9 protein-coding genes are annotated in these 12,660 nt (G+C 72.1%); 6 read left to right on the top strand and 3 right to left on the bottom strand.

The genetic code is table 11. The annotated features are described in order from the left end of the window. Positions 1-27: 27 nt before the first annotated feature. The gene (locus ACH34R_RS27630) at positions 28-849 is read left to right on the top strand and encodes a MurR/RpiR family transcriptional regulator (RefSeq protein ID WP_397564448.1); all 822 of its coding nucleotides are present in this window, start codon (positions 28-30) and stop codon (positions 847-849) included. A gap of 51 nt (positions 850-900) precedes the next feature. Here ACH34R_RS27630 and ACH34R_RS27625 read toward each other — a convergent pair whose 3' ends face one another. Continuing rightward, positions 901-2,352 carry an APC family permease gene (locus ACH34R_RS27625; protein WP_397564447.1) on the bottom strand — a complete coding sequence of 484 codons (1,452 nt, stop codon included), beginning with the start codon at positions 2,350-2,352 and terminating at the stop codon, positions 901-903. Between the two features lie 39 nt (positions 2,353-2,391). Next, the gene (locus ACH34R_RS27620; protein ID WP_397564615.1) at positions 2,392-4,020 is read right to left on the bottom strand and encodes a N,N-dimethylformamidase beta subunit family domain-containing protein; all 1,629 of its coding nucleotides are present in this window, start codon (positions 4,018-4,020) and stop codon (positions 2,392-2,394) included. 216 nt (positions 4,021-4,236) lie between these two features. Between ACH34R_RS27620 and ACH34R_RS27615 the strand changes: the two genes are divergently transcribed. The 4 genes from ACH34R_RS27615 to ACH34R_RS27600 all read left to right on the top strand — a co-directional run bounded on the left by ACH34R_RS27615 (position 4,237) and on the right by ACH34R_RS27600 (position 9,094). Beyond that, positions 4,237-5,415 (top strand): allantoate amidohydrolase, encoded by a 1,179-nt coding sequence (locus ACH34R_RS27615; RefSeq protein WP_397564446.1) that lies wholly within the window; start codon positions 4,237-4,239, stop codon positions 5,413-5,415. Further along, positions 5,399-6,733 (top strand): formimidoylglutamate deiminase, encoded by a 1,335-nt coding sequence (locus tag ACH34R_RS27610; RefSeq protein WP_397564445.1) that lies wholly within the window; start codon positions 5,399-5,401, stop codon positions 6,731-6,733. The genes ACH34R_RS27615 and ACH34R_RS27610 overlap by 17 nt, the downstream gene beginning before the upstream one ends. 52 nt (positions 6,734-6,785) lie before the next feature. Beyond that, positions 6,786-7,937, top strand: a complete 1,152-nt coding sequence (hutI, locus tag ACH34R_RS27605) for an imidazolonepropionase (protein WP_397564444.1) — start codon at positions 6,786-6,788, stop codon at positions 7,935-7,937. A 221-nt stretch (positions 7,938-8,158) separates the two neighbouring features. Then, positions 8,159-9,094 carry an RNA polymerase sigma factor RpoD/SigA gene (locus ACH34R_RS27600; RefSeq protein WP_397564443.1) on the top strand — a complete coding sequence of 312 codons (936 nt, stop codon included), beginning with the start codon at positions 8,159-8,161 and terminating at the stop codon, positions 9,092-9,094. A 1,021-nt stretch (positions 9,095-10,115) separates the two neighbouring features. Here the strand turns inward: ACH34R_RS27600 and ACH34R_RS27595 are convergent. Beyond that, entirely contained in the window at positions 10,116-11,201 is a 1,086-nt protein-coding gene (locus tag ACH34R_RS27595) for an ROK family protein (protein WP_397564442.1), read from the bottom strand. Between the two features lie 93 nt (positions 11,202-11,294). Between ACH34R_RS27595 and ACH34R_RS27590 the strand changes: the two genes are divergently transcribed. Next, positions 11,295-12,527, top strand: a complete 1,233-nt coding sequence (locus ACH34R_RS27590; RefSeq protein WP_397564441.1) for a Gfo/Idh/MocA family protein — start codon at positions 11,295-11,297, stop codon at positions 12,525-12,527. Positions 12,528-12,660: the final 133 nt, after the last annotated feature.

Here is a 12,660-nt window from a genome sequence, read left to right as displayed (position 1 = left end):
CTGCAGAAGCTTTTCAACGGCAGGAAAATGTCGCCCGTTCAGCGGCGTATCGCGCGGTACCTCACGAGTCACCTGACCGAGGCGGTCTTTCTGTCCAGCGTGGAGCTGGCCGAGCGGGCCGGGGTCAGCCAGCCGTCGGTGACGAGGTTCGCCATGGTGCTCGGCTTCGCCGGCTATCCCGAGCTGAGGCAGGCACTGCGTCCGCTGGCGCTGGGCGGCGAGGAGGCCACCGGCCCCGCCGCCCAGCCGGCGCACGGCGAGGCGCGCCACTGCGCGGGAGTGGAGGCGGAACTGCGCAATCTCTCCGCCGTCCACGAGCGGCTGTGCGCGGAGGAGGGCGACGGCCTGGGGGAGCGGATCGGCGACCTGGGCGGGGCGCTGGCGGCGGGCGAGCCGCTGCCGGTCCTCGGGCTGCGCGCGTCGGCTGGGCTGGCCACCACGTTCTGCCACTACGCCAGACGGGTCCATCCCGACGTGCGGATGCTCACCCACGGCGGCTCGGAGCTGGCCGAGGGCCTGCATTCGGCCCGCCGGGCGGGCGCCGAATGGGTGCTCGCGGTGATGCTGCCCCGCTATCCGGCCGAGGCGGTCCGGGCGCTGGCCTACGCCGACCGGCTGGGCCTGCGGATCGCCGCCATCACCGACCGGCCCGCGGTGCCCTTCCCGGCCGAGGTCGTGCTCGACGCGCCGGTGGCCGACCGCCCGGCCGCCGGGTCGCACGCGGCGCCGATGGCCCTGGCGATGGCGCTGGTGGAGGCGATGGCCGAGGCGGCCCCGCTGCGCACCGGCGCGCGGCTTTCCGAACTGGACCGGATGGCCGAGGAGACCGGCGAGTTCTACGTGGACTAGACCCGGCGCGCCCGGCGGCGGAGCGGTTCCTCGCGCGCCGGGCATCGCCGCTCACCGCCCCTCCGCGACCGACGTCTGCGCCAGCCCCAGGTAGCGGGCGGGCGAACGGGAGCGCAGGTACAGCGCCCGGGCGACCCCCGCGACGACGGCGACCACGCCGATGCCGACGATCACGATGTTGGCCGCCGCGCCCGCCCCCGTCAGCAGCGGCAGGTTCACCAGGACCAGCACCAGCACCACGGCAAGGGCCGCGAAGCTGAGGCCCGGCGCGACGGTCGTCCGGAAGATCCCCGTCTCCGGGGCGTTCGCGCGCAGGAACCGGATCACCGCGAGGCTGCACAGCGCCCACAGGGTGATGATGCCGAGGAATCCGAGGGCGCTGCCCCACAGCAGCAGGCCCAGGTAGGGGTCCAGCCCGAAGATCGCGAACGCGCCGACGACCGCCGCCGCGATGGCGGTCTGGAGCAGGCCGGCCGCCCAGGGGGCCTTGGTCCGCGGGTCGGTACGGCCCAGCCCGCGCGGCAGCAGACCTTCGCGGCCGAGCGCGTAGAAGTAGCGGTTGGCCGCGTTGTGCAGCGCCAGCAGGGCGGCGAACGCGCTGGTCAGCAGCAGGACGTTCATCACCTCGACGATCGGGCCCGGCACGTTGGCGGTGAAGACCGCGACCACCAGGCCGACCGGGTCGGCCTGGGCGGCGGCGGCGATGTTCGCGGAGCCGTAGTCGATGACCACGATCCAGGTGACGAACGCGTAGAAGACGGCGATGAAGCCGACGGCGAGGTAGGTGGCCCGCCGTACGGTCCTGATGCCGCCGCGCGCCTCCTCGCTGAAGATGGCGGTCGCCTCAAAACCCATGAAGGCCCCGGCGACCAGCGCGAACATCGCCGCGTTGGCGGGGGCGAACACGGTCGCGGGAGAGAACGACGTGGCCGACCAGTCGGTGATGCCGCCCCTGGCCAGGACGCACACCACGAGGATGACCAGGACGGCGATCTCCAGGATCAGCAGGACGCCGAGGACCCGGGCGTTGGTGTGGATGCCCCGGTAGCCGAGCCAGGCGACGAGGACGAGGGCGACCAGCGCGAACACGTACCACGGCGCGTCAAGCCCGGTGTACTTGGTGAACGTGGTGCCGGCGTAGACGCCGAGCGCGCCGTACGTGCTGATCTGCAGGCCGTTGTAGGCGACCACCGCCAGCATGGCCGCGCCGGAGCCCGCCGGGCGGCCGAGCCCGCGGGAGATGGTCGCATAGAACGCCCCGGCGTTTCGGACATAGCGGCTCATGGTCATGAAACCGACGGCGAACAGCGCCATCACCACGCCCGCCACCAGGTAACCGCCGGGAACGGCCACCCCGCCCTTGAGGAAGTGCAGCGGGGCGACGGCGACGATGAGCGTCAGGGGCGCCAGGGCGGCCAGGACGGTGAACACGAGGTCCTTGGTGCCCATGGCGTCGCCCGCCAGGGCGTTCGCGGATCTCGGCTTGATCACGGGATTCGGCATCTGTTCGCTCCTCCCTGTGCTAGGTACGGTACCCGCAGGTCAGAGGCCCTTTCCCGGCCCTGCCGCACCGAACCGGCGCAGCACGTTGTGCGCGATGCGTTCGGCGAACGGGTCGCCGAGGCCCAGCACGTGCGGCCACTCGGTGGACCCGCCGTTGAAGACCTCGCCCGCGCCGCGGGTGAACGCGGCGATCATCCCCGCGCCGCGCATCTCGCCCTCGTGGACGTAAGCGGGCAGGTCGTCGCCGAGGCCGGCGTTGTAGTTGTAGACCTCCTCCTCGGGCCCGCCGATCGGCACCCGCCCGCCGAAGCGGTCCTCCTCCCCGCGCACGGCGGGCGCGAGGGCCAGGATCTCCAGCGTCTCCGGCGCGCCGTCCTCGAACGTCGGGTACGGCAGCCCGCGCCGGAAGGTGTACTCCACCGAGTCCAGCTCGAAAGCCGCCAGGAACGACGGCGGGCCGCCGAGCAGGTCGCCGTAGTACAGGTCGGTGCCCGCCATGGCCCAGTGGCCCGGCCGGTAGACGGTGAAGCCGCCGGAGGAGCGGGGGGCCGCCACGCCGTACCGGTTGTAGATCCCGCCGAGGCCGTTGAGCCCCATCGTCGTCGCGCCGGGCCTGCCGACCGACCTGGCCTCCCACACGGTCGTGGCCAGGTGCGGCGTCTCCCGGGCGGCCGGGTCGGCGGAGGGCAGGCGGTAGCAGTACTGGGTGTTGCCGTCGTCGCTGAGCCGTACCTGCCACTGGTAGTTCCCGGCGAACCTGGCCAGCCCGCCTCCGGCGTCCACGAACGCGTCGACGGTGTCGCGCATCCGCCAGGACCAGTACTCGTCATGGCCGACGATCACCGCGCAGGCGTATCCGTCCAGGGCGGCGGGGTCGAAGTGCAGGTCGTGCTGGGTGAGGTAGTCGAGTTCGTAGCCGTTGCGCTCGGCCCACAGCGCGAAGTGCCGCTCGTAGGTGGCCCAGAAGGCGTCGGCGTGGTGACGGCTGTAGCCGGTCAGCCGCGCCCACTCATAGGAGGGGTAGCGCGGCGCGCCGTACATCGGCAGTGATCCGGTGGCGGCCTCCCGGGGCGCGCCGGGCGGCTTGCGGATCATGCCGCGGGCGATCGGCCGCAGGGTGGAGGCGAGCGGCGATCCGGCGTCGTGCCGCGGGTCGTCGCCGAGGCCCCGGTAGTGGTTGGCCCCGCCCCAGTCGTTGTAGGCCAGCATCGTGCCGGTGGTCAGCACCAGCACGGCCCGCGCCCGCCGCCGCGGCGGGGCCTTGACCACGAAGAAGTGCTCGCGTTCCCACAGCTCGCCGTCCGACGTGGTCGCCCGGACGGTGACGATGTAGAAGCCGCTGCGCCAGTCGGCGGGGATCTCCAGCTCCGCCCCGGCGGGCCAGTCGCAGCCCGTGGCGTAGGCGTCGGCCGGCGCCTCGAAGCGCCCCGCGGTGAGTCTTCGGCGTGCCCACACCACCTTGGGTGCGAGGCCGTCCCTGACCACCTCCAGATCGAAGGACGGGACGCTCGCGCTGAGGTGGAACCGGACCGTCTCGCCGGGAAAGTAGGCGAACTTGTCGGTGTAACACCAGACCTCCGCCGCCCCCGGTTCGGCGAAGGCCCGTTCAGACGGCCACCCCTTCGGTGACCAGGCGAAGGCGGCCGGCAGTCTGACCTGCCTGTTCATGTCACTCACCCATCCGACCCTACGAACACGCGCCCGCCCGGCGAGGCATGACGCGCCCGCCGCCGGGGAGGGGAGAGTCCGGTTTCCGGTTTGGGGTGAAGGTCCGCTCTGCGGATGTGATGTACCTCATGGGGTGTTCTGTCCTCCCAGATGGGCGCGGTCTACCCTTGGGCGCATGATCGGGACACCGCCGCAAGGCGATTGAGGGGATCGGCGATGGAGTTCGACGGTATGTGGGCGGCGGTGGCCGATGTGGGACGGGACGCGCGGGGAGGTTACCTGCGGGACGCCTGGTCGGCGGCCGATCTCGAACTGCGCGAGTGGTTCCGGCAGGAGGCCGGGCGGCGCGGCCTCGACCTGCGGGAGGACCGCAACGGGAATCTGTGGGCGTGGTGGGGCGACCCGGAGGCGCGGCCGGGAGTGGTGACCGGGAGCCACCTGGACTCGGTACGGCAGGGCGGCGCCTATGACGGGCCGCTCGGGGTCGTGTCCGCGTTCGCGGCGATCGACCTGCTGAGGAAACGGGGGGTGCGGCCCGGCGTACCGCTCGGGGTGGCCTGCTTCTCCGACGAGGAGGGCGCCAGGTTCGGCGTGCCGTGCATGGGGTCGCGGCTGCTCACCGGCGTGGTCGAGCCGGACCGGGCGCGCGGGCTGACCGACGACGACGGCGACACCATGGCCGACGTACTGCGCCGGGCGGGCCGCGACCCGGCCGCCCTCGGCGCCGACCCCGAGACGCGCCGCCACATCGGGGCCTTCGTGGAACTGCACGTGGAACAGGGCCGGGCCCTGGTCGACATGGACGCGCCCATCGGCGTGGCCACCTCCATCTGGCCGCACGGCCGCTGGCGGCTGGACTTCGCCGGCCGCGCCGACCACGCGGGCACCACGCGGCTGGCCGACCGCGACGACCCGATGATCCCGTTCGCCGAGGCGGTCCTTTCGGCCAGGACGGCCGCCGAGCGGCGCGGGGTGGTCGCCACCGTGGGCAAGGTCCGGGTCTCGCCGGGCAGCGCCAACGCGATCCCCGGGCACGTCACCGCCTGGCTGGACGTCAGGGGCGAGGACGAACACGCGGTACGCGACCTGGTCGCCGAGGTCGGCGCGGGCGCGCGGGTGGGTTGCGAGTCCTGGAGCCCGCGGGTGGAGTTCGACCCGGCGCTGGCCGCCCGCCTGGCCGCCGCGCTCGGCGGCGCGCCGCTGATCGGCACGGGCGCGGGCCACGACGCGGGGATCCTCGCCTCGGCAGGCGTGCCCACCGCGATGGTGTTCGTCCGTAATCCAACGGGAATCTCCCATTCCCCAGAGGAACATGCGGAGCCCGCCGACTGCCACGCTGGTGTCGCCGCGCTCGCCGACGCCATCAAGGAGCTTGCCGATGAACTACTGGTGTGAGCTCGCCTGGCTGCCTCCGGGTGAGGTGGTCCAGGGGGTGCTGGTCCGGGTGGACGGGCAGCGGATCGCCGAGGTGGTGCCCGGGGTGGGCGAGCCGCCGGCGGGAGCCGTACGGCTGGCCGGGCTGACCCTGCCCGGCTTCGCGAACGCCCACTCGCACGCCTTCCACCGGGCGCTGCGCGGCTCGACGCAGGCGGAGAAGGGCAGCTTCTGGACCTGGCGGGAGCAGATGTACCGCGTCGCCGGATCGCTCGACCCCCACTCCTACTACACCCTCGCCAAGGCCGTCTACGCCGAGATGGTCCTGGCGGGCGTCACCTGTGTCGGCGAGTTCCACTATCTGCACCACCAGCCGGACGGCACGCCGTACGACGACCCCAACGCGATGGGGCACGCGCTGGTCCGCGCGGCGCGCGAGGCCGGGCTGCGGATCGCCCTGCTGGACACCTGCTACCTCGCCGGCGGCGTCGGCAAGCCGCTGGCCGGACCGCAGGTGCGGTTCGGCGACGGCGACGCGGAGCGCTGGGCGGTCCGCGCCGAACGGCTGGCCGGCGACTACGCGGGGGCCGATGATGTGGTGGTGGGCGCGGCCGTCCACTCGGTGCGCGCGGTGCCGCCCGAGCAGATGCCGATCGTGGCCGAATACTCCCAGCACCACGCCGTGCCGCTGCACGCGCACGTCTCCGAGCAGCGTGCGGAGAACGCCGCCTGCGTGGAGATGTACGCGGCCAGCCCGATGCAGGTGCTGCACGAGCACGGCGTACTCGGCCCCCGCTCCAGCGCCGTGCACGCCACGCACCTGTCCGATGTCGATCTGGCCCTGCTCGGCCAGTCGGGCACGCACGTGTGCATGTGCCCCACCACCGAACGCGACCTGGCCGACGGCGTCGGCAAGGCCCGCGCGGCGCACGACGCCGGCTCGCCGATCACACTCGGCACCGACAGCCACGCGATGATCGACATGTTCGAGGAGGCTCGGGCGGTGGAACTGGACGAACGGCTGGCCACCGAACGGCGCGGCCACTGGACCGCCGCCGAACTGCTGACCGCCGCCACCTCCGCGGGCCAGGCGTCCCTCGGCTTCCCCGACGCGGGCACGCTGCTGCCCGGCGCCTGGGCCGACCTGGTGTCCGTCCGGCTCGACTCCGTCCGTACCGCGGGCGCGAGCCCGGCCACCGCCGCCGAGTCCGTCGTGTTCGCCGCCACCGCGGCCGATGTGCATTCGGTGGTGTCCGGCGGCCGGCGCGTCGTCGCCGAAGGACGGCACGCGCTCGGCGAGATCGGACCACTCCTGTCCGCCGCGATCAATTCGATTTGAGCGCCGGGCGCAATTCCCATGCGGCCGGCCGATGTTAACAAAGGGCATTTAAGTGGCATCAATTCTGTTCGATGAGATCGGGCTCCTCTACACCGGTGACCAGACGGGCGGGGAGGAGATCGCCTCGGCGGCGCTCGTCGTCGAAGACGAGACCGTGGCCTGGGTGGGGCCCGCCGCGAGCGCGCCGCAAGCCGACCGGCGGGTGGACGTCGGCGGGCGCTGCGTGCTCCCCGGGTTCGTGGACAGCCACGCCCACCTGGTGTTCGCGGGCGACCGCACGGCGGAGTTCGTCGCGCGGATGTCCGGCGAGCAGTACGGCGCGGGCGGCATCCGCACGACCGTCGCCGCGACCAGGGAGGCGGCCGACTCGGTGCTGGCCGCGCGCACGGCCGCGCTGGTCACCGAGATGCTCGCCCAGGGCACCACGACCGTGGAGATCAAGAGCGGGTACGGCCTGACCGAGGAGGACGAACGCCGGTCACTGGAGATCGCCGGCGCGTTCACCGAGGAGACCACCTTCCTGGGCGCGCACGTGGTGCCCGCCGGGGTGAGCACCGACGACTACGTCCGGCAGGTGGCCGGGCCGATGCTGGCCGCCTGCGCGCCGCTGGCCAGGTGGATCGACGTCTTCTGCGAGCGGGGGGCGTTCGACGGCGACCAGTCCAGGGAGATCCTCTCCGCCGGGATCGCGGCGGGGCTGGGCGCGCGGGTCCACGCGGCGCAGTTCGGGGTGGGGCCGGGCGTGGAGATCGCCTGCGAACTGGGCGCGGCCTCGGCCGACCACTGCACCCACCTGAGCGACGACGACGTCACGGCGCTGGCCACCTCCGGCGTGGTGGCCACGCTGCTGCCGGGCGCGGAGTTCTCCACCCGCTCGCCGTACCCGGACGCGCGGCGGCTGCTGGCCGCGGGCGTGACGGTCGCGCTGGCCACCGACTGCAACCCGGGCTCGTCCTACACCTCCTCGATGCCGTTCTGCATCGCGCTGGCCGTCCGCGAGATGCGGATGACCCCGCTCGAGGCCGTCCGGGCCGCGACGTACGGCGGAGCGCGCGCGCTGCGCCGCGACGACATCGGGGTCCTGCGCCCCGGAGCGCGCGCCGACCTGGTGGTCCTGGACGCGCCCTCCTACGTCCACCTGGCGTACCGGCCGGGAGTACCGCTCGTGCACCAGGTCTGGCGGGGTGGTCGCAAGGTGGCGTGACCCGTGTCCGGCCCGAGTCCCGCCGCGAAGTTCGTGAAGTGTTCGTGCATCCTCCGTGAGGAGGAAACGAAAACCGTCCTGCGGGCGTATGCATTGAGGGAATCTTTGCCCTGATCGAGTCGTTGGTCGAAGCAGACGGCGCAGTCAGGACTAACCACTCAAGAACACGCATACGCAAATAGACGCAATCTTGGGCAGCGGCGGGAACGAGGTGCCAGGGGATGGCAAGGCCCACGGGGAATCGCGCACAGGAACAGCAGGTTTCAGATAGAGACCTGCTCGGCACTTACCTGGCGGAAATCGGGCGAGTGCCCCTGTTGACGGCCGAGGAGGAGGTCGAGCTGGCCAAGCGCATCGAGGCGGGGTTGTATGCGGAGCAGCTACTCGACGCGGCCATGGCCGAGCCCCGCGTCGGTGACGCCACCGACGAGGAGCTCGAACGGCTGGCGATCTCCGGCCGGCGCGCGAAGGACGAGTTCATCCAGGCCAACCTGCGTCTGGTGGTGGCGGTGGCCCGGAAGTACTCCGGGCGGGGGATGCCGCTGATCGACCTGGTCCAGGAGGGCAACCTGGGGCTGGTACGGGCCGTGGAGAAGTTCGACTACCGGCGGGGGTACAAGTTCTCCACGTACGCGACCTGGTGGATCCGGCAGTCGGTCGGCCGCGCCATCCACGAGCAGGCCCGCCCGGTACGGCTGCCCACCCACGCCGGGGAGCAGATGACCCGGCTGATGCGGGTGCGCAGGGACATGCTGGCCGAGTTCGACGCCGAGCCCACCGACGACGACCTCGCCCAGGTCCTCGACCTGCCCATCGAACGCGTCCGCGAGCTGCGCCGCTGGGCCTCCGACCCGGTCTCCCTCCAGCTCGGCGTGGGCGACGAGGACGAGACCGAGCTGGGCGACATGATCGCCGCCGAGACCTGGGCCGACCCCGAGCAGCAGGCCATCGACGTGCTCGAACGCGAGCGCCTCGAAGAGTGGCTGACCGGCCTGGAGAACAACACCCGCGAGATGCTGCGCTGGCGCTACGGCCTGGTCGACGGCCGCGAGCACACCCTCACCGAGGTCGGCGAACGCTACGGCATCGGCCGCGACCGCGCCCGCCGCATCGAACGCGACGCCTTGGCCCGCCTCCGCAAACTGGCCGCAGCGTAATATCGGCGTTCGCCTGTGTTGATGGCGCTCGCTCCGCTCGCGCGGGTCCCGGGCGCCTTCAAGGCCGCGCTGTGCTCATGGCGCTCGCTCCGCTCGCGCGGGTCCCGGGCGCCTTCAAGGCCGCGTCCTCCGCTCCTCGCTCAGTCGCTCACTCGCTCGTTCCTCGCTCCCTCACTCCATCGCTCGTCGCTCCGGACACGACCGCGCCCGGTCCCGTGCGTGGTTGCGGTCGGTGCATCACGGGACAAACCGCCTTACTGGCGTCGCTGCGTGTCGCGTCAGCCAACGCGGCGACGCGGCTCTCCTCTCTCGTCCCTTCGCTTCTCGGCCCTGAGAGGGTGCGCCCGGGGCCGTAGGTGGTTGCGGTCGGTGCATCACGGGACAAACCGCCTTACTGGCGTCGCTGCGTGTCGCGTCGGCCAACGCGGCGACGCGGGTCTTCTCTCTCGTTCCTTCGCTTCTCAGTCCTGAGAGGGCGCGCCCGGTCCCGTGGGTGGTCGTGGTGAGTGCGTCCGAGGAGAAGCCGACGCTGACACGCCGCGTGGGCCACCATCGCGACGGTGCGCGTCGAGGCTCGGGCGCTGGCGACCGGCTCTCCTCTCTCGTTCCTTCGCTTCTCAGCTCAGGGAGGACGCGTCCGGTCCCGTGGGTGGTCGCGGTGAGTGCATCATGGGACAAACCGCCTTACTCGCGCGCTACGCGCTGCAGCTCAGGCACTGATGACCGGCGTTCTTCCCTCGCCCCTTCAGCTCCTCAGCCCAGAGCACCGGCGTGCGCCCTGGCGGCATCCGCCCGTTTCACAGTCCAGGCACCGGCGTGCCCTCGCGGCACTCATTCGTTCCTCACTCGTTCGTCGGTCCGGACACGATCGCGCCCGGGCCCGTGTGTGGTTGCGCTGAGTGCGTCCCAGGAAGAACCGCCTTCCCCGACGCGACGTGCCGCGTCGGCCAACATGGCGATGCTGCGCGTGGCTGCTCGGCCGCTGGGAACCGGTCTTCGGCCCTCGCTCGTGGGGACTGGTCTAGATGTGGAGTTCTTGGTGGATGTGGTCGAGGGCGAGGCGGGTGGCGCCCAGGGCGACTGCTTCGTCGCCGAGGGTGGAGGCGGTGATTTCCGGGGGAGTGAGGCAGAGAGGGGTGAGGTGGGCTCGGAGGGGGGTCAGGAGGAGGTCGCCGGCGTGGGAGAAGCCGCCGCCCAGGACGACGAGTTCGGGGTCGATGGTCAGGATCAGAGCGGAGGCGCCCTGGGCGACGCGGTGGGCGTAGCGGTCGATGGCCTTGAGGGCGGCGGGGTCGCCCTGGTCGGCGGCGGCGAAGATCTGGTCGGCGGTCGCCTCGCCGGTGAGTTCGGCGGGGGCGTCTTCCCAGCCCAGCAGGCGCAGGGTGCCGATCTCGGCCGCCGCGCCGGTACGCCCGAGGTGGGGACGCCCCCCGATGAGGATTCCCGAACCGAGGCGATGCCCGGCCAGGATGTACACCACGTCGCGGGCGTGCCGGGCCGCCCCCCGCCAGTGTTCGGCGACGGCGGCCAGATTGGCGTCGTTGCCGGCGAACCCAGGCCGGCCGAACCACCCGCCGGTCACACCGGCCAGGTCGAGGCCGCTCCACCCGGGCAGCGCTCCGGCGACGGTGACCCGGCCGCTGCGATCGACGACGCCCGGCGTGCCCGCCGCCACCGCGCCCAGCCGGGTGCGGACGATGCCCGCCCGGGTCAGGCACGCCTCGGCCACCGCCCGGAGCGCGGCGAGCCGTTCGGCCGCCGGGGCGTCGGCCGCGACGGCGGCGCGTTCGGTCGCGACCACCGTGCCGTCCAGGTCGGTGACCAGCGCGAGCACCCGGTGCGCCCCCACGTCCAGCCCCAGCGCATACCTCGCGTCGGCGCGGAACCGGAAGCGGCGGGCCGGACGCCCGGGGCCGCCCTCGCTCGGCGGTATCTCCTGGGCCAGCCCGCGCCCGGCCAGCTCAGCGAGCACCGTTTCCACCGTCTGCCTGGACAGGCCGGTGGCCCTGGCCAGCTCGGTCAACGTCGGCGCGCCGCCCGCGCGTAGCGCGCGCAGCGTCACCCGGGTGTTCACCTGCCGCACCAGGGTTACGTCAGTCTTCTGCATATCCGACCTCGCCCGCGAGCATTGACCCTAACCGATCGGCAATCTAGCATCCGAGCAAATATGTTAACCCCTTACATAACCGAGGGATTATCCATGATCACACTCGCGGTGGTAGGCGCGGGCTCCCGGGGAACGACCTACGCAGGGCACGCCGTACGGCACGGCGCCAGGGTCGTCGCCGTGGCCGAGCCCGACGACGTACGGCGGGCGAAGGCCGCCGCCGAGCACCCGGGAGCCGAGGCGTTCACCGACTGGCGGCACCTGGCCGAGCGCCCCCGGCTCGCCGATGCCGTGATCATCGCCACCCAGGACGCCGGCCACGTCGAACCCGCCGTCCGCCTGGCCGGACTCGGCTACCACATCCTGCTCGAAAAGCCGATGGCCGTCCGCGAGGAGGACTGCGCCGCCATCGTGACAGCGGCCGAACGGGCCGGAGTGATCTTCGCCGTGTGCCACGTACTGCGCTACACCCCCTACACCCGCGCCACCAAGGCCCTGGTCGGCTCCGGCCGGATCGGTGAGATCGTCAGCGTGCAGCACCTGGAGCCGGTCGGCTGGTGGCACCACGCGCACTCCTTCGTGCGCGGCAACTGGCGGCGCTCGGACGAGTCGACGTTCATGCTGCTCGCCAAGTCCTGCCACGACCTCGACTGGCTGCACCACATCGTGGGCCGCAGAGTGGTGCGGGCCTCCTCCTTCGGCGGCTTGCACCACTTCCGGCCGGAGAACCGCCCGGCGGGCGCGGCGGACCGCTGCCTGGACTGCGCGGTCGAGACCACCTGTCCCTACTCCGCGAAACGGACCTATCTCTCCTTCGTCGGCGACCCCCGCCGTGAGTCATGGCCGCTTTCCGTACTCACGCCCGACGTCACCGAACAGGGCGTGCTCCGCGCGCTGCGCGAGGGCCCGTACGGCAGGTGCGTGTACGACTGTGACAACGATGTGGTCGACCACCAGGTGGTCAACCTCGAATTCGAGGGCGGGGCCAGCGCGTCCTTCACCATGACCGCGTTCACCCCGCTCGCGTTCCGCAAGACCCGGATCTTCGGCACCCGCGGCTCCATCGAGGGCGACGGTCATGTCCTGACGGTGACCGACTTCCTCACCGGGACCACCGAGGAGATCGACGTGGCCGAGGGCGGCCCGTCGGCGGCCGACGGCCACGGCGGCGGTGACGGCGGGCTGGTCAGGGCGTTCCTGGACGCCATCGCCCAGGACGATCCTGGCCTGATCCTGTCCGATCCCCGCGAGAGCCTGCACAGTCACCAGGTCGCCTGGGCGGCGGAACGTTCCCGGCTGACCGGCGCGGTGGTGACCGTGCCCTGAAGAAACGGCCAATCCACAGTTACCAAAACATTTGATTTCGGCCCATCCGAAACATTGCGGAAACCCCAGATGTCAGAGATTCACCCAGGTGAAACACACCTTGTCGGGACTCGAAACGGCGGAAGACGACGCT

Origin of the sequence: Spongiactinospora sp. 9N601, from assembly GCF_044326295.1 — a bacterium.
In the GTDB taxonomy this organism is placed as follows: Bacteria; Actinomycetota; Actinomycetes; order Streptosporangiales; family Streptosporangiaceae; genus Spongiactinospora; species Spongiactinospora gelatinilytica.
This window is presented reverse-complemented; position numbering and strand designations above follow the sequence as displayed.

Coding starts and splice junctions, on each gene's coding strand:
- ACH34R_RS27630 (WP_397564448.1), top strand. CDS start 28: ATGTCGCCCGTTCAGCGGCGTATCGCGCGGTACCTCACGAGTCACCTG.
- ACH34R_RS27625 (WP_397564447.1), bottom strand. CDS start 2,352: ATGCCGAATCCCGTGATCAAGCCGAGATCCGCGAACGCCCTGGCGGGC.
- ACH34R_RS27620 (WP_397564615.1), bottom strand. CDS start 4,020: ATGAACAGGCAGGTCAGACTGCCGGCCGCCTTCGCCTGGTCACCGAAG.
- ACH34R_RS27615 (WP_397564446.1), top strand. CDS start 4,237: ATGGAGTTCGACGGTATGTGGGCGGCGGTGGCCGATGTGGGACGGGAC.
- ACH34R_RS27610 (WP_397564445.1), top strand. CDS start 5,399: ATGAACTACTGGTGTGAGCTCGCCTGGCTGCCTCCGGGTGAGGTGGTC.
- ACH34R_RS27600 (WP_397564443.1), top strand. CDS start 8,159: ATGGCAAGGCCCACGGGGAATCGCGCACAGGAACAGCAGGTTTCAGAT.
- ACH34R_RS27595 (WP_397564442.1), bottom strand. CDS start 11,201: ATGCAGAAGACTGACGTAACCCTGGTGCGGCAGGTGAACACCCGGGTG.
- ACH34R_RS27590 (WP_397564441.1), top strand. CDS start 11,295: ATGATCACACTCGCGGTGGTAGGCGCGGGCTCCCGGGGAACGACCTAC.